This is a genomic window from Gelidimonas diazotrophica (assembly GCF_055694025.1).
On the sequence record NZ_CM146349.1, the window covers coordinates 1,540,196 to 1,556,233 of the forward strand.

General features: G+C 49.6%; 12 protein-coding genes. 10 read left to right on the top strand and 2 right to left on the bottom strand.

Going from position 1 to position 16,038, the window contains the following annotated elements; translation table 11 throughout:
- The first annotated feature begins 55 nt into the window (after positions 1-55).
- Entirely contained in the window at positions 56-1,204 is a 1,149-nt protein-coding gene (locus KGFNPO_RS07135; protein ID WP_472633933.1) for an acyl-CoA dehydrogenase family protein, read from the top strand.
- A 299-nt stretch (positions 1,205-1,503) separates the two neighbouring features.
- Here the strand turns inward: KGFNPO_RS07135 and fumC are convergent, their stop codons facing one another.
- Positions 1,504-2,898: a class II fumarate hydratase gene (gene fumC / locus KGFNPO_RS07140; protein ID WP_472633935.1), complete on the bottom strand. Its 1,395-nt coding sequence runs from the start codon at positions 2,896-2,898 to the stop codon at positions 1,504-1,506.
- A gap of 112 nt (positions 2,899-3,010) precedes the next feature.
- Entirely contained in the window at positions 3,011-3,436 is a 426-nt protein-coding gene (locus KGFNPO_RS07145; protein ID WP_472633937.1) for a thioredoxin family protein, read from the bottom strand.
- A gap of 73 nt (positions 3,437-3,509) precedes the next feature.
- Here KGFNPO_RS07145 and KGFNPO_RS07150 point away from each other — a divergent pair, with 73 nt between their 5' ends.
- The 9 genes from KGFNPO_RS07150 to KGFNPO_RS07190 all read left to right on the top strand — a co-directional run bounded on the left by KGFNPO_RS07150 (position 3,510) and on the right by KGFNPO_RS07190 (position 15,773).
- On the top strand, positions 3,510-4,823 hold the full coding sequence (locus KGFNPO_RS07150; protein ID WP_472633939.1) for a polysaccharide biosynthesis/export family protein: 1,314 nt from the start codon (positions 3,510-3,512) through the stop codon (positions 4,821-4,823).
- The gene (locus KGFNPO_RS07155; protein ID WP_472633941.1) at positions 4,820-5,302 is read left to right on the top strand and encodes a low molecular weight protein-tyrosine-phosphatase; all 483 of its coding nucleotides are present in this window, start codon (positions 4,820-4,822) and stop codon (positions 5,300-5,302) included. Before KGFNPO_RS07150 ends, KGFNPO_RS07155 begins: the two co-directional genes overlap by 4 nt.
- Before the next feature lie 185 nt (positions 5,303-5,487).
- The gene (locus tag KGFNPO_RS07160) at positions 5,488-7,776 is read left to right on the top strand and encodes a polysaccharide biosynthesis tyrosine autokinase (protein ID WP_472633943.1); all 2,289 of its coding nucleotides are present in this window, start codon (positions 5,488-5,490) and stop codon (positions 7,774-7,776) included.
- 193 nt (positions 7,777-7,969) lie between these two features.
- Positions 7,970-9,040 (top strand): GNAT family N-acetyltransferase, encoded by a 1,071-nt coding sequence (locus KGFNPO_RS07165; RefSeq protein WP_472633945.1) that lies wholly within the window; start codon positions 7,970-7,972, stop codon positions 9,038-9,040.
- A gap of 157 nt (positions 9,041-9,197) precedes the next feature.
- Positions 9,198-9,986: a polysaccharide deacetylase family protein gene (locus KGFNPO_RS07170; RefSeq protein ID WP_472633947.1), complete on the top strand. Its 789-nt coding sequence runs from the start codon at positions 9,198-9,200 to the stop codon at positions 9,984-9,986.
- Between the two features lie 513 nt (positions 9,987-10,499).
- The gene (locus tag KGFNPO_RS07175) at positions 10,500-12,257 is read left to right on the top strand and encodes an FAD-dependent oxidoreductase (protein WP_472633949.1); all 1,758 of its coding nucleotides are present in this window, start codon (positions 10,500-10,502) and stop codon (positions 12,255-12,257) included.
- Positions 12,258-12,356: 99 nt separating this feature from the next.
- A complete protein-coding gene (locus tag KGFNPO_RS07180) occupies positions 12,357-13,553 on the top strand; it encodes a hypothetical protein (protein WP_472633951.1) in 1,197 nt (398 codons plus the stop codon).
- A 299-nt stretch (positions 13,554-13,852) separates the two neighbouring features.
- Positions 13,853-15,022, top strand: a complete 1,170-nt coding sequence (locus KGFNPO_RS07185; protein ID WP_472633953.1) for a glycosyltransferase family 4 protein — start codon at positions 13,853-13,855, stop codon at positions 15,020-15,022.
- Positions 15,012-15,773: a WecB/TagA/CpsF family glycosyltransferase gene (locus KGFNPO_RS07190; RefSeq protein ID WP_472633955.1), complete on the top strand. Its 762-nt coding sequence runs from the start codon at positions 15,012-15,014 to the stop codon at positions 15,771-15,773. Before KGFNPO_RS07185 ends, KGFNPO_RS07190 begins: the two co-directional genes overlap by 11 nt.
- Positions 15,774-16,038 lie beyond the last annotated feature (265 nt).

Below are 16,038 nucleotides of genomic sequence, written 5' to 3' on the forward strand. Positions count from 1 at the left end.
AAGATCTGCGCCACGTGTACACCACGATGCGTGCAAAAACACCAAGGAGACCAGAATGGATTTCAGTTTTACACAAGAACAACAGCAATTCTCGGATGCCGTGCGGCGCTGGGTGGACAAGGATTACACCTTTGCGCAACGCCAGGCCATCGTCAATTCCGAGCCGGGCATATCCAGCGCTGCCTGGAGCGCCATGACCGAACTCGGTTTGACCGCATTGCCGATCCCGGAAGCGCAAGGCGGCTTTAACGGCAGCGCCATCGACATGCTGGTGGTGATGCAGGAACTGGGACGCGGCCTGGTTATCGAACCGTATCTGGCCACCGTGCTGGGCGCAGAATTTCTGAAACGCGCCGGCGGTCATGACGACTTGCTGCGGCAGGTCGCCGCTGGCGAGCTGAAGCTGGCCTGTGCGCTGGGCGAGAAGCAATCGCGCCACGACCAGTCTGACATCAGGGCCAGCGCCCAGGCGCAGGGCGATGGTTTTGTGCTCAATGGCGTCAAGACGGTGGTGCTGCACGGTGCCCAGGCCGGCGCATTGATCGTCTCGGCGCGCAGCCGTGGCGCACAGAATGATACCGACGGCATCTCGTTGTTTGTGGTGCCGGCTGACACGACCGGCGTGACCCGCACCGATTACCGCACCATCGACTGCCAGCGCGCGGCCGACATCACGTTCAACGATGTGCAGTTGCCTGCTTCCGCGCTGTTGGGCAAGCTTGGTGCGGGCTGGGATCTGCTGGATGCGGTTGCCGATTACGGCGCGGCTTTATTGTGCGCCGAAGCCATCGGCGCGCTGGACGCGATCAACGCCGCGACGCTGGAATATGTCAAAACCCGCCAGCAGTTTGGCGTCCCGATCGGCAAGTTCCAGTCGCTGCAACACCGGATGGCGGAGATGTTCATGCAACTGGAACAGGCCCGTTCGATGGCGATGCTGGCGGCGGTAAAGGTTGCTTCTGCCGATGTGGAAGAGCGCCGTCGTACGGTTTCGGCCGCCAAGGCGCGGGTCGGGCAGGCGCTGAAGTTCATCGGCCAGCAAGCGATACAACTGCATGGCGGCATGGGCGTCACCAACGAACTGCCGGCAGCCCACTACTTCAAACGGTTGACGATGATCGAACTGACTTTGGGCGATACCGACCACCATCTGGCGCGCTTCATTGCGCAACCGGGATTCAAGACGGTAACTGAGGTGGGCTGATTTCACCAGGCAAATTGGTGCGCATAAAAACATGGAGTATAGGCAAAAAAGATGGTACTACCGCATATATTATATGCGGTAGTAAAAAATACACTGGACCAGTATTGTATTATTGCAACTATTCAGCCCGCACCAAGAAACTTCCAAACCGAAGTGGTTTTTTGTAGGAGCGCACCCGTGCGCGAAAGCAGTCGCCAGACTGCAGCCGTTGATCGCGCCCGGGTGCGCTCCTACAACATCGCACCATTCCGCTCTTAATTGTCTTGCCGCTGCATAGTTACGTATTATTCAGATACCATCTAAATGGTATTGCGTGTCATCTGCGCCGGTTGCACCCAGCGGTCGAAATCTTCTTCCGTCACATGGCCCAAAGCCAGCGCAGCCAGCTTCAGCGTGCTGCCGTCCTGATGCGCTTTTTTGGCTATCTGGGCGGCGCGGTCGTAGCCGATATGGGGTGCCAGGGCAGTTACCAGCATCAGCGAGCGCTCCATCAGTTCCGCGATGCGCCCCCGGTTGGCTTCGATGCCGCACACGCAATAGCGATTAAAACTGCTGATGCCGTCGCTTAACAGGCGCAGGCTTTGCAGCAAGTTGTGGACAATCAGCGGCTTGAAGACATTTAGTTCGAAATTGCCGGAAGCGCCGCCAAAACCGATCGCAACATCATTGCCGAACACCTGGCAACACAGCATGGTCAGCGCTTCACATTGGGTCGGATTGACCTTGCCCGGCATGATGGAACTACCGGGCTCGTTTTCCGGAATGCTGATTTCTCCCAGGCCCGAGCGCGGCCCGGAAGCCAGCCAGCGGATATCGTTGGCGATTTTCATCAATGCCACGGCCAGCGTCTTGAACGCGCCGTGGGTGGACACCAGCGGGTCGTGGCTTGCCAGCGCAGCGAACTTGTTGGGTGCTGACGTGAACGGCAAGCCGGTAGTTCGCGCCAGTTTCTCCGCCACCCGCTGGCCGAATTCGGGGTGCGTGTTGAGTCCGGTGCCGACCGCCGTGCCGCCTACAGCCAGCGCATACAATGCCGGCAGCGTCGCGGTGATGCAGGATTCTGCATGTTCCAACTGGCTGCCATAGGCGGAAAATTCCTGGCCCAGCGTCAATGGCGTTGCATCCTGCAGATGGGTGCGGCCGATCTTGACGATGTCATCGAATGCCAGCGATTTTTCGATCAGCGTCATGCGTAATTTTCGTATTGCCGGCAGCAAGGTTTTTACAATCCCGACCGCAGCGGAGACATGCATTGCGGTCGGAAAAATATCGTTCGAAGACTGACCTAAATTGACTTCGTCATTGGGGTGTACCAGCCGTGCTTCGCCGCGCGTTCCACCCAGCAGTTCTGAGGCCGCATTTGCCAGCACTTCATTCATGTTCATGTTGGTTTGGGTACCGGACCCGGTCTGCCAGATCGCCAGTGGAAACTCAGCCTGATGCTGGCCGGTACTAACCGCTGCTGCCGCTTTGATGATGGCATCGGCCTTGGCCGCCGGCAGCAAGCCCAGATCCAGATTAACGCAGGCGCAGGCGCCTTTGATGGTCGCTAACGCTTTGACCAATGCATCCGGCATGCGCTCGCTGGAAATGGCGAAGTGCTCAAGCGCGCGCTGTGTTTGCGCCCCCCAAAGCCGATTGGCCGGGACTTCTATGGTGCCAAAGGTGTCGCGTTCCGTGCGGTTCTGCTTCATGCTGCTCTCCAATGGGTTAGCAAACGGGTTAGCAATAAAGCGCAAACCTATTCTGCGTTTTTTTATTAATCCATTGGATGCAGTAGTGATCAGGAAGTTCGGGTTTTCAACTTCATGATGCCGCTTCCAATAATTTGCGCAGATTGCAATCACACTGCCAGGCACGGTGCTCGGCGCTACTTTGCGCTTCTGCATGCAAGGCAGCATTGCTTTTCTCCAGTTGCGACCGGATCAACCGGTCGGCCAGACGCATATCCGGCAATATGGTGCCGAAAAAAGCCACCGTATCGCCGTGCTGGATCAATAGGGTAGGGAAATTGTCGATGTCGAGATCGCCGACAACTTCGGCCTGATCCTCGATATCGATCCAGACCAGTTGCTTGTCCGGATGGCGTGCAGCCAGTTCTTCAAAATTGCTCCGAAAATCATTGCAAGTGCCGCACCAGGCGGCACAAAGGCAGGCAATGAGCCAGCGGCCATCGTTCAGTGCAGCACAAACTTGGCTGCGATTATCGTTTTCTAGAGTCAGGCTGAGCATAGGCGTGTGTGGGGCTGCAAGCATGCGGTTATACGCAGAACATTGATAGTTTGATACTTATCAAATTTAATTTGTGCAACTTAATTATATTGAACTTCATCGCCGGCCTCAAAATTTATGCGGTGAGCAACATAAGGCTCGTGATGGTAATCAGGGATTACAGGTGGCGCTAAATACTTTAATTGCATCGCGAATAAATTATCACAGCGCATCAATCTTGAACAGTTTGCTAAATTTAATTGGATATTCCATGCGCACATTTTCAAAAGCATCACTCAAAAAAATGAGCTTGCTGGCATTAGTGCCATGGCTTGCTGCATGCACTACAGTTTATCCGGGCTTGCAAAGTAACGCCAAATCCAATGCCGAGGAAAATCCTGCTGGAACTGTACCCATTATCAAAACCATTACTGCGAAATTGCTAAAATTTGAGAAAGAGCAATACGAACAACAATCCAGTCAGAATATTAGCCAGCTTCAGGTTACTGATCTGACGCCCAAGCCTTATACCATTGGCGCCAGCGACATCCTGTCTATTGTTGTATGGGACCATCCTGAACTAGCCAGTGCAGTCATGGTGGGAAAAGCACCTGCGGGCATAGATGGAATCAGTGACGCGCTAAGGCCGTTACCTGCCGGTTTTGTCGTAGATCATGAAGGCATGGTGCAATTCCCATATGCCGGCAGCCTCAAGTTGGCTGGCTTGACAGAGGAACAGGCGCGCAGCCTCCTGAATTCCAAGCTTGCGCGCTATATCAAAGATCCCAAGATTACATTAAGTGTGCAGGCTTACCGCAGCAAGCGTGTGTACATTGATGGTGAAGTCAAAACCCCGGGCCTTCAAGCAATCAACGATGTTCCGATGACACTGGTCGAAGCGCTAAACCGCGCTGGTGGTTTATTGCCAACTGCAGACCAAAGTCGGATTGTTATCACCCGCACGGAAATAAGCTATCCCATCAACCTCTTGCAACTGGTTCAAAAGGGCGTCAACCCGGCTAGCATCATGCTCGCAAATGGCGATGTTGTTCGCGTGCTATCGCGTGATGAAAGCAAGGTTTTTGTATCGGGTGAAGTGGTCGTGCCGAGATCGCTCACCATGCACAATGGCCGTCTGACGCTCAATGAAGCCCTTGGCGAGTCTGGCGGCATCAATCCAATCACAGGCGATGGCCGACAAGTCTATGTAGTGCGCAAATCTGCCAAGGAGCCGATTGTGTACCAGCTGGATGCGAGTGTGCCTGGAGCAATGGCGATGGCGGAGGGTTTCGAGCTTTATCCCAGGGATGTCATCTATGTTGCTGCCTCGCCGCTTGCCAACTGGAATCGTGCGATCAGCCTGCTTATCCCAGGATCGTTAACGTCAGCTGTCGGGGTCAGCAAGTGATTAACAACATCTTATTTATTTGTATCGGCAACATCTGTCGCAGCCCAGTGGCAGAAGGTTTGTTCAAAAAGGCGCTACCTGAAAAACAAGTTTTTTCAGCAGGAATCAATGCACCTATAGGCGAACCTGCTGATCCTTTGTCCGTTCAGTTAATGGCAGAACGCGGTATCGATATCAGCGAGCATCGAGCACGTAAGCTCGCTTTCTGGATGGTGTATGAGGCCGATGTGATCGTGACAATGGATCGATACCAAAAGCATTTTCTTGAAATTAATTATCCAGGGTTTAAAAACAAGGTTTGCAGATTAGGCGAATTCGGCAATTACGATATTCCAGATCCTTACCTGCAAGGTTTGACTGCGTTCAGGCAGACATGCAATCTGATTGATGAAGGTGTCGGCGAACTAATAACGCGCATTAGTCACATTGGCAAAAAAAATAATCTAAATGATATGGCGATTATTCGTGATCTATCCTAAGCCCTTCCGCTACGCAGAGGGACATGGTGGGAATGCAGGAAAGTAATTGTGATGTTCAGGGAACACGCTAACTGTACGGCGCACGACAACAATGCATTGGCTTTTGCGGGCGCGGCAAAGGTGGCGGTTATATATTTAACTTGGCGTCATTTTTATGTGCGCCCTTAATTATTCAAATAATCATCATGATGAATCAACTTATTTCGCAGCCGGCCCTGATCCCTATTCAGCAGTCAGTTCCTAACAGTATGCAAGATGATGATAATGAAATCGGGATCGTAACCTATCTCAACATCCTTTTTGACCATCGCTGGCTGATTGTCAAAATTGCCCTGGCAGTCACGCTGCTGGGCATCGCCTATGCATTCATAGCAAAACCGCTCTACGAAGCAAATTTGCTGATTCATGTGGAAGAAGAGCGACGCAATGAATCGAAAAATATAATGGGCGAAATGGCTGCGATGGTCGATGTAAAAACGGCCGCGACGTCTGAAATGGAGCTTCTTCACTCACGCTTAGTGGTTTCCCGTGCAGTTGATAATTTGCGGCTCTACATTGATGCACATCCAAAATACTTTCCGATAATCGGCGAATTTTTTGCCAACCATAATAAGCATCTTTCCACTCCTGGATTATTTGATTATGGAGGTTATGTTTGGGGTTCTGAGAAAATTGATGTTTCTATCTTCAATGTACCGGACTCCATGTTGAATCGTGATTTCATAGTCACTGCAGAAAACAATGGTCAATTTCGGCTAAACGAAAGTGAACAAAATCTTGAGTGGAAAGGCAGGGTAGGGACCACGCTCAATATAGCAACGGATAAGGGCAACATAGAGTTACGGGTAGAGCAGCTCGCGGCCAAACCTGGCGCGCAATTCTTGCTGAGTCGCACTTCCAGACTGAGTACGATCGAGAATGTGCAAAAGGCTATGACGATCGCGGAACAGGGTAAGACATCAGGAATAATTAAAGTAACACTTCAAGGCAGTGATCCAAAAATTGTCAACCTCACTCTGAACGAGATTGGACGGGAATACATGCGTCAGAATCTCGCGCGTAAAACGGAAGAGGCAGAAAAATCGCAAAGTTTTCTGAGCAAGCAGTTGCCGGAACTTAAGCAGCAATTGCAACAAGCAGAAGCAAAATATAACCAGTTCCGTAACGTCCATGGCACGATCGATTTGAATGAAGAAGCCAAGATAAGTTTGCAACAATCCGCCGCTGCAAAAACCAAATTATTGGATCTGCAGCAAAGAAAAGCAGAATTACTGACACAGTTTACGGAACAACATCCTCTCGTAATGGGACTTAACAATCAGATCAGAGCGATGAGTAGTGAAATCAGTACAGTGGCTGCTCACATCAAACAGCTTCCCATGCTGGAACAGGAAGTGTTGAGTCTTAACCGTGATATCAAGGTCAATACTGACTTGTACACAGCATTGTTGAACACCTCGCAGCAATTACGCCTTATTACTGTTGGCACAGTGAGCAATGTGCGGCTGGTAGATGCTCCCATGATGCCGGAAAAACCGATAAGTCCTAATCGTCCCATGATCATCGCTCTGGCTGTGTTAATTGGGTTATTTCTTGGAGTGCTTAGCGCCTTTATCAAGAAGGTCTTTCGTGGCGCGATCGACGATCCGCAGGAAATCGAAAAAATGCTTGGAGTACCGGTCTATGCATCTATTCCGCACAGTGCGATGCAAAAAGAATTACAGGGAGACGCTACTGGGAAGACCAATAAATTACCACTGTTGGCAAGAGTTTCATCAACTGATATTGCAATTGAAGGTTTGCGAAATTTCCGTGCCGCCTTGCAGTTTTCGCTGTCACGGTCAAAGAACAACATCGTGGTAATTGCAGGACCAACCTCCGGCTTGGGCAAAACATTCGTATCGGTGAACCTGGCCGCAATCATGGCGGCGAGTGGCAAGAAAGTGTTGTTGATAGATGCAGATTTTCGTAATGGACATCTCCATCGGTACTTTGATCTGGGGCGGCAAAATGGTCTTTCGGATTATATTTCCGGAACCAATCGTCTGGACAGTGTCATCCATCGCGACGTGATCGAGAATATGGATTTCATTTCCACAGGCAATTTGCCACCTAATCCATCGGAACTGCTATTGCATCCAAGTTTCGGTAGCCTGCTGCAATCGTTGTCATCGATGTACGACATGGTCTTAATTGATGCGACGCCTATCCTTCCGGTCGCGGATACATTGATCATTGGCGCGCATGCCAACTCGATCTATCTCATCACACGTGCCGGCGTCACCACGCAGGGTGAAATATCGGAGTCTGTCAAGCGCCTGAACCAGGCGGGGCTGGCGCCAAAAGGTGTCGTGTTTAATGATATGGCGGTTAAGCCCGGTCGTTATGGTTACGGTTATACGTATGGTAAATATCGGCACACCCAATACCTGCTCGGAGAACATCCACTGATCGAGACTGCGAAGCAGGCTTGATGTCACTCGTGCATCGCCAAAGGGCCCTTCGTTAATTTTTTTCTGTGCTGGGAAGAGGGCTGTCAGCGACAGTTATATTTTTTAATAAATCATTAACGCAACGCTAAATTTTGGCATGCCCGAGGAGCGGTGGCAGACGCATCGGCGCGCTGTCATACCCAAAAATATTGCAGGCTTTGAGGAGGTCCATGATATGAAACGGATGGATGTAGCCGCAAGGTGTGTACTGATATGTGACCCGATTGGCGATCACATTACGAATCGGTCGACCGAACCCGAAGGTATCACGATTTCATGTTACGAAAATGACGTACCAGCCTTTATTGAAGCAGAAATGGATCGGATATATGGCAGCCTTTATTCATCGCTTGCCCAGTTTCGTGTCTACAGTGACGGCAGAGATACAAGCACCTATATCGTCCGCAAGGGAGGCAGGACCATCACGGTTTTTTTGTTTCAACATCATGACGGCGACGTACGGGTTATCAATGAAGTGATCAAAGTTAATGAAGAAGATATATCTCGCTTTGCGGTCTATATTTTTACCAACTTCATATCGGCTAGGGTCATCTCGTTTACGTCAATTCAGACGAATCTCCACACACTTCAATTCCCCTATCAGCGTGTCAAAAACCTGGCGGATATCGTACTGACTTTGCCTAAAACAGGTGAGGAATATCTGGCCATTTTAGGTAAGAGCATGGGCAGGAATATCCAGCGTTACACGAAAAATCTGCTTGAAACATTTCCGTCTTATCATTTTGAGGTTCTCTCAAAAGATGAAATAGACGATCAAACGATTCGAGCCATCATTGACCTCAATCGGAACAAGGTGGGGGACAAGCGCACGGCATTTGCCATGGATGAAGAAGAGATTGAAAAGATAATCCGTCTGGCAAAAAAATGTGGCTTGGTCGGAGTAGCAAGAATCGATGGCCGGGTGTGCGCTGGCAGCATCAGTTTTTGTGCTGGATCGAATTATTTTTTCAGAGTCATCGCCCATGATCCAATTTATGACGCTTACTGGCTCGGAGTTTTGTGCTGTTACCTCATTTTTTGCGAGTGCATTGCGCGCGAAGGCAAAGAGCTGCACTTTCTGTGGGGAGAATGCGAATACAAGCACACCTTGCTGGGAGAGAAGCGCGATCTCGACAAGGTCGCGGTATACCGTTCAATCTGGCAGATGTTGCGCAATGGTGATATGGCACTGAACATCGCATTCCGAGGCTACCTGCGTCAGCTGACGATGTGTTTGCAACGCTAAAAGCCGGAGCGGATTTGTGTCGCAATTGGTAACCATATCGCTAAAGCGCTTGGGAAATAAGAAGCAGTGTAGCTAGGATATTTGGGGGAAGCGCAAGTAAATATTTCCACTTTGCGCTAATCCAATTCTAAAATTTTTTCTAAAAAAGGCATTACAGATGAATCATCCTATTCCAGTACTTTTATATCATCGTATAGGCGGTCCAATCAGTAAGATGTCAACTTCTCCCGCAGTATTTCGGCAGCATATGAAAATGCTTAGCGAGCTTGGATGGAAGTCTCTTTCCGCCGATGAATTTACTTCCGCCTTAACCACTGGTCGGAGCATGCCGCACCGGTCATTTTTAATTACATTTGACGATGGTTTCGAATCTGTCCGAAGTATTGCGCTGGAAGTTTTACAGGAATTTAATTTCAAAGCCATTTGTTTTTTATCGACAGACTTCCTACTAAATTCGGAACAAAATAAAACTTTACAAGTAGCTGTAGCGGATCAGACATTTCTATCGTGGGACCAAGTCCGGGAGTTACAGTCTAGCGGCATCGTTGATTGCCAGTCGCACAGCCACACACATAATAGATTTGCAAATTTGTCTCTGACTGAAATTCAGCAGGATCTGGGAACTTCGGTGGATCTGCTCTCCCATGAATTGCACTTGCCAAGAAATCATTTTACGCATCTTGCCTGGCCTTGGGGCCTTGCATACCCAGAATGGAGATCGATGGCATCCCGTTCTGGTTTTAAGTACCAATACACTGTCGCACGTCAATCATTAAGGCCAGCTTCGCACTTAGATCAAATACCTCGAACTTGTTTTGATGCACATACATTGTCACAATTCAAAAGACTACTTTGGCTGCAAACCGGTCTGATTTCGCCTGTATGGGATTATGTATATCCACATCGAACAAAAGTACGCCGGATAATGAATTATTTAAATGGGTAAACATTTTCAATCAACGTAATCATTAAATATTATATGGATTTTGCCAGCATAACGGGCAGAAATATTACGAAAATAACTGCTCCGACGATTGTTGTGACCACATTTCGGTCGCCATGACAACTGCGACAAATGATTCGGATGAAGCTTTGTTTTAGATCGAATGTGGTTGGCCGAACTGCATTTATTATTTATTGATGCTGCGCACTTCACAAGAAAAACGAGTCGAAATCGGTAGGTTGGCGCTGAGCAAAGCGAAGCCCAACATTGTGCATGGAATGTTGGGCTACGATGGTGGCTAATAAGGCGTTAGCCCAACCTACCAAAGCCGCCCTGATATTCGTTCAGTTTTCTTGCGACAGGATAAGTGCGTATCAGTTATTTATATAAAAATAGGGCTGCAGTTAATTAATTGCCACACTTTACGACCTCAGGACCCGTGGTCGCTGTAAATTAATCCAGTCGATATCTAACTCGATTTTGGCGTGTGCCAGATGCGCTGTGGGAGTGATAATAATGTTTGTTGATACTCGACGAATTGAAAATGGCACCCTGGTCCAAACAGCGGTCTGTATTATTGGCGGTGGTGTTGCCGGCATCACGCTGGCGCTGGAACTGGAAAAGCAAGGCATTGATGCGTGCCTGCTGGAAAGTGGCGGATTCAAGGCGGACGACGAGACGCGGGATCTCTACCGTGGAGAGGATATTGGTTTGCCATACCATTTTTCTGACGGTTGCCGCGGCCGTTTTCTAGGCGGCAGCAGCAACTGCTGGGGGGGGTGGTGCCGGCCGCTGGATTCTTGGGATTTCGAGAAGCGGGATTGGATTGCCCACAGCGGCTGGCCCTTCGGCTTGAAGGAATTGGCACCCTATTATGAGCGCACTCACGCCTTGTTAAAGCTCGGTCCGAACAACTTTGAACCGGCGTTTTGGGAGGCTGCGATCGGTAGACGCGACGTGCGCAGAATACCCCTTGTAAGCGGCAAGGTCAGGGATACCATATCGCAATTCAGTCCTCCGGCGCGCTTCGGAACACTTTATAGAAATGATCTGGCGCGTTCGCAACGCATCCGTACTTTTCTTTACGCTAATGTGTTGAATATCGAGACTGCCGGATCGGCGCGAACCGTTTCCCGGGTCCAGGTAGTGACGCTCAGCGGCCGTACCATGTATGTGTCGGCAAAGCTGTTCGTGTTGGCAACGGGCGGGATCGAGAACGCGCGCTTGCTTCTTGCCTCGAACAAGGATCAGTCTGCCGGTCTTGGCAACGCGAACGATCTCGTAGGGCGCTTCTTCATGGATCATCCGCGATTACAGTCCGGCAGCATCCGCTTCACAAAAGAATGGGCGCGCAACAAGTTGTACGACGTTAAGTACCACTATATGAACGCGGCAGTGGCCGCGCATGGCACATGTATTGCATCGCAGTTTGCGCTTATGCCAGAGGTGCTCAAGCAAGAACGTCTGCTCAACGCCAGGGTGTGGTTCGCGTCAGTGTTCCCCGGTGAAGGCAGCGAAGGGGCGCAAGCGCTGTATAGATGCAAACAAGCGCTGTTACATAAAGAGCAGGCAGGGTGGAAACTTAGTCGTGACCTTTTCACGATGATCTCCGATCCTGCGAATACCGTAGGTTATGGGTACACCCGAATTTTCCAGCCTCGCTCGTTGGTACGGGACGTGAAATTTCAAGCCATCGTCGAACCGGAGCCAGATCCAGACAGCCGAGTCACGCTGTCTTCCTCGCAAAAGGATCGACTCGGCATGAATCGGGTAGAGATCGATTGGCGGCCCGGCAAACTGGCACAACGAACGTTCGACAGAACCTTCGCGATCCTTGCTGAGGAAATGCAGCGCACTGGTATTGCCCAAGTAGTGCTTGATCCCCCGATTGAGGGTGGGGAATGGCCATCGAGCTTGGAAAAAGAGGGAACGTGGCACCATATGGGAACGACCCGAATGCATGACTCACCAAAACATGGAGTGGTAGATCGGGATTGCAGAGTGCATGACATGACGAATCTGTATGTCGCCGGCAGTTCTGTTTTTCCGACGGCGGGAGCAAATTTTCCGACGATAACAATTGCTGCTCTTACGCTCAGGCTGTCGGAACATATCGCTGAGGAATTGAGAAGCGCAAGCGCCTGCTTTTCAAAGGGAACTCTGAGCGGTGCGGATTCCCAGCGCTCCACTGCGCCGGTTGATGAGCAACCCGTTTCTGCGAAGACACCAACTACCACGCGACCGAATTTTTTTGTTCGTGCCAACGGTAAATAATATGGTGCATTGGGCGCAATATCTCCATAGTTGCGCCACTAAATTGGTTTGCGCCACACCCATATTTGTTTCATAAAAAACCAACTTATCGTCAGAATCATGCTAGCCAAATCAAGTAATTATGAGATCGAAAGCCTATGGGGACTTATTGCCTGCGAGTCATTAAGCCGCGAATCTGGCTTACCCTACCTGATGTTGCCTTCAAGACGTAATCTAAAATGGCTCATACCTTTAGCGAATTCGGACGTGGCCTGGCATGGTCTGGACTTATATGCCCCCGCTAACATTTCCGGGAAGTTTTTCAAATTTTTTTTACGCTGTTTGACGCAAATTAGCCCCGTTCTCAATCATCAAATTATCTTTTTGGATAAAGACCATAAAACTAGCCTGTCAAGATACATTGATTCAATGGAGGGATGCTGCGACCAGAAATATATTGCCATCTCACGCGGTACGGTTTCAGCCAGGCAAAAATTCACATTGCAAATAATGGATGATGCAGGTAATCCCACTGCATATCTCAAGGTAGCGAAAAATCACCTGGCTCGTGGCGCCATTCAAAGGGAAGCAAATATTCTAAGCGAACTAGCGAAAAAATCTATTGTCGATGTCGTACCACGATTACTAGGAATATTTGAGACTGATAGTAATCTTGTACTTGCTCAAACAGCAGGGCCACCTTTTCTCTCTGGAAACAGCTTGGACAAGCAGCATTGGGATTTTTTTCGTGTCCTACTTGAAGAAGAAGAAATACTTTTTCCCCAGGACTTCATTATTCAGCGGAACTGGATAAGACGCGTGCAGGAAATTAAGGGAAACGTGCCTGCGGCGCAGTTTAATGTACTCCATGAAACGCTTGCCATTTTGATGGCATCTCCCATAAAACCTATTCATCAATGCACTGTGCATGGTGATTTTGTTCCATGGAATATTCGTCATTACACAAGAGATAGTAAAAACGGTTTATTCGTTTACGATTGGGAGAAAGGTTTTATCCATGGAATCCCTCTTTTCGATGCATGTCATTTTATTGTGCAACTCGCTATTCTGGTTTATGAGTGGGAGCCAACTAGAATTTTAAGTCAGCTTAAATTATTATGGAGCAGTAGATATAGTAAAGATTATTTAAGAATGGCACATGTCGATAATGATCAACTGCCATTGTTAACGTCCGCATATTTTTTAGAAGTGCTACTGGACGGAATTGAAATTGGAGAGTATTCGGAAAATTCCGTATTGCAAAAAAAACGCACATTATGTCTTGAATTGTTATTACTTATGTTGACCCTGCGCTGACACAGGTAGTGTCTAAAGTGGATTTCGAAATCCGGACAAAAATTTTAGATATACCCAGTTATGAAAAGAAGAAGCTGGCAGTGAGCGAAGCAAGCGGAAAATTTTTACAGGCGACCTAAAGCCGGTCATGCGCAGAGCGACCCGAACCGGCTATACGTCGAGATTGGACAACGCAATCTGGCACGCGGCTTGGTGTATCTGATAAAAATTTATCTGGACAGAGGGATCTACTATACAAAGCACACGCATTAAAAATATACCCGCCCGGTTCTCCAACAACATTCTTGCCCACCTTCTTCATGAAAATTCTATTCGCGCATAATGGTTACCAGCATCGGGGCGGAGAAGATACCGTTGTTGATGCAGAGATCGCGCTGCTACGTGCGTACGGTCATACAGTCGAACTTTATCGACGGCACAACGATGAGCTCGCGCACATGTCGCGGGCGGTAGCGGCTGTATCAACCATCTGGTCGCAACGATCCGTAGGCCAGATGAAGAGTGCATGCGAAATTTTTCGACCGGATCTGATTCATGCACACAATACCTTTCCGTTGATTTCACCAGCGCTGTACTGGATGGCGGATCGCAAGCAGATTCCCGTGGTGCAGACTTTGCATAACTTCCGTCTCATCTGTCCGCAGGCGATGTTCTTACGTGAAGGCAAAGTGTGCGAAGACTGCCTCGGCAGATTGCCTTGGCGCGCGGTCACACGAAAGTGCTATCGCGAATCTGTCATTCAGTCGGTAGTCGCTGCCGGCATGTTAAGCGCCCATCGGCTAATCGGAACGTACAGTGAAAAAGTAACGCGCTATATCGCGTTAAACACCTTCTGCCGGGACAAATTTATCGAGGGTGGACTATCTGCCGAACGGATTCGTATCAAGCCTAACTTCGTTGCATCTGGCGCGCTTCCTAACTGGAATTCTCGTCGTGGCGGGCTATTCGTTGGGAGGCTCTCCACCGAGAAAGGACTCGACGTGCTAGCGGAGGCTGTGAATATTTTAAGTACCACCCGCATTGAAGTCATAGGTAACGGCCCATTGGTGGCGCTGGCAGCAGAATCTTTTGGTGAACAGTATTTGGGCTTCATATCTCTTGAAGACATCATGGACCGGATGCGTTCGGCGCTATTCTTAGTTGTATCGAGTATCTGCTATGAGAATTCGCCGCGGACTATTGTTGAGGCGTTCTCGTGCGGCCTGCCCGTTATCGCCAGCCGACTTGGCGCGCTTGTTGATATCATCCAAGATGGTGTCACAGGTTTATTGTTCAACCCCGGTGATGCGACTGACCTTGCTGCAAAGATTGCATGGGCGGAGTTACATCCCGACGAAATGCTGAGGATGGGGCAAGCGGCGCACGCTGAATACGAGGCGAAATATACGCCAGAGCGCAACTACCAAATGCTCATCGAAATATATGAAGATGCAATTGCGACAGCACAGGGAGATCGTCATGTTGCGTAAAGGCCCGGCCGTTCTTGGCGCCAGTATTGATGCCTTGTCCTGGAACGATGCAATCACACAAATCGTTACATGGGGTGCAGCGCACGAGTCTCGTTATGTCTGCGTTTGCAATGTCCATTCGGTGGTTACAACAACGCTAGACACTGAGTTCAAAATGGTGGTGAATGACGCTGATATGTCTACGCCAGACGGCGCTCCTGTCGCTTGGGCTTTGCGCCGGTTGGGCTTTCCAGTGCAAGAGCGGATTAATGGGCCGGATTTGATGTGGCGCTATCTGGGGGAGGCAGAGCGACTTGGTCAGACCGTGTTCTTCTACGGTAGTACGGAGGAGACTTTGGCAAAGTTGCGTGCATCTATTTCCAAGCATTTCGAACGCCTGGATGTGGGCGGCATGTACTCCCCGCCTTTTCGACCTCTTTCCCAGTTGGAGGATGAGTCGGAAGTGGAGATGATCAATCGCTCTGGCGCGCATGTTGTATTCATAGGGCTGGGGTGTCCAACGCAAGAAAAATGGATGGCGACACATCGCGGCCGGATAAATGCTGTAATGATTGGGGTAGGGGCCGCTTTCGATTACCATTCCGGGGCAATAAAACGGGCGCCATTGTGGATGCAGCGTAAGGGTTTGGAATGGCTTTATCGCCTCTTGACCGAGCCACGCCGGTTATATAAGCGCTATTTGATCTGCAATACACTTTTCACTATAGGCATTGCCAAGCAATTGATCGTCAGGATGTTAGCGCGCAATTGACGAAGATATTTATATGTCTTAGCTTCTTCTTTAGTCTGACAATACTGCTTTCTTTGTCAGTCTACGCTTCAGAGCCGTTGTGCTATGCCTATCCAGGTTAACGGCAACAAATACATTCCTACAATATCCGGGCCAATTACTTTTGCAGTCGCATTCATGGTGGACTCCCTCTCCCGATAGGTACGCGTCAGCCTGTCTGACACGCGTGGTACTTTATGATGCCGTCTTTGTGAGGGGAGTCCATTTTATTAACATCAGTTAATTA

Bases quoted from the DNA above. Each gene is read 5' to 3' on its own strand.
- KGFNPO_RS07135 (WP_472633933.1), top strand. From the start codon at position 56: ATGGATTTCAGTTTTACACAAGAACAACAGCAATTCTCGGATGCCGTG.
- fumC (WP_472633935.1), bottom strand. From the start codon at position 2,898: ATGAAGCAGAACCGCACGGAACGCGACACCTTTGGCACCATAGAAGTC.
- KGFNPO_RS07145 (WP_472633937.1), bottom strand. From the start codon at position 3,436: ATGCTCAGCCTGACTCTAGAAAACGATAATCGCAGCCAAGTTTGTGCT.
- KGFNPO_RS07160 (WP_472633943.1), top strand. From the start codon at position 5,488: ATGATGAATCAACTTATTTCGCAGCCGGCCCTGATCCCTATTCAGCAG.
- KGFNPO_RS07165 (WP_472633945.1), top strand. From the start codon at position 7,970: ATGAAACGGATGGATGTAGCCGCAAGGTGTGTACTGATATGTGACCCG.
- KGFNPO_RS07170 (WP_472633947.1), top strand. From the start codon at position 9,198: ATGAATCATCCTATTCCAGTACTTTTATATCATCGTATAGGCGGTCCA.
- KGFNPO_RS07175 (WP_472633949.1), top strand. From the start codon at position 10,500: ATGTTTGTTGATACTCGACGAATTGAAAATGGCACCCTGGTCCAAACA.
- KGFNPO_RS07180 (WP_472633951.1), top strand. From the start codon at position 12,357: ATGCTAGCCAAATCAAGTAATTATGAGATCGAAAGCCTATGGGGACTT.
- KGFNPO_RS07185 (WP_472633953.1), top strand. From the start codon at position 13,853: ATGAAAATTCTATTCGCGCATAATGGTTACCAGCATCGGGGCGGAGAA.
- KGFNPO_RS07190 (WP_472633955.1), top strand. From the start codon at position 15,012: ATGTTGCGTAAAGGCCCGGCCGTTCTTGGCGCCAGTATTGATGCCTTG.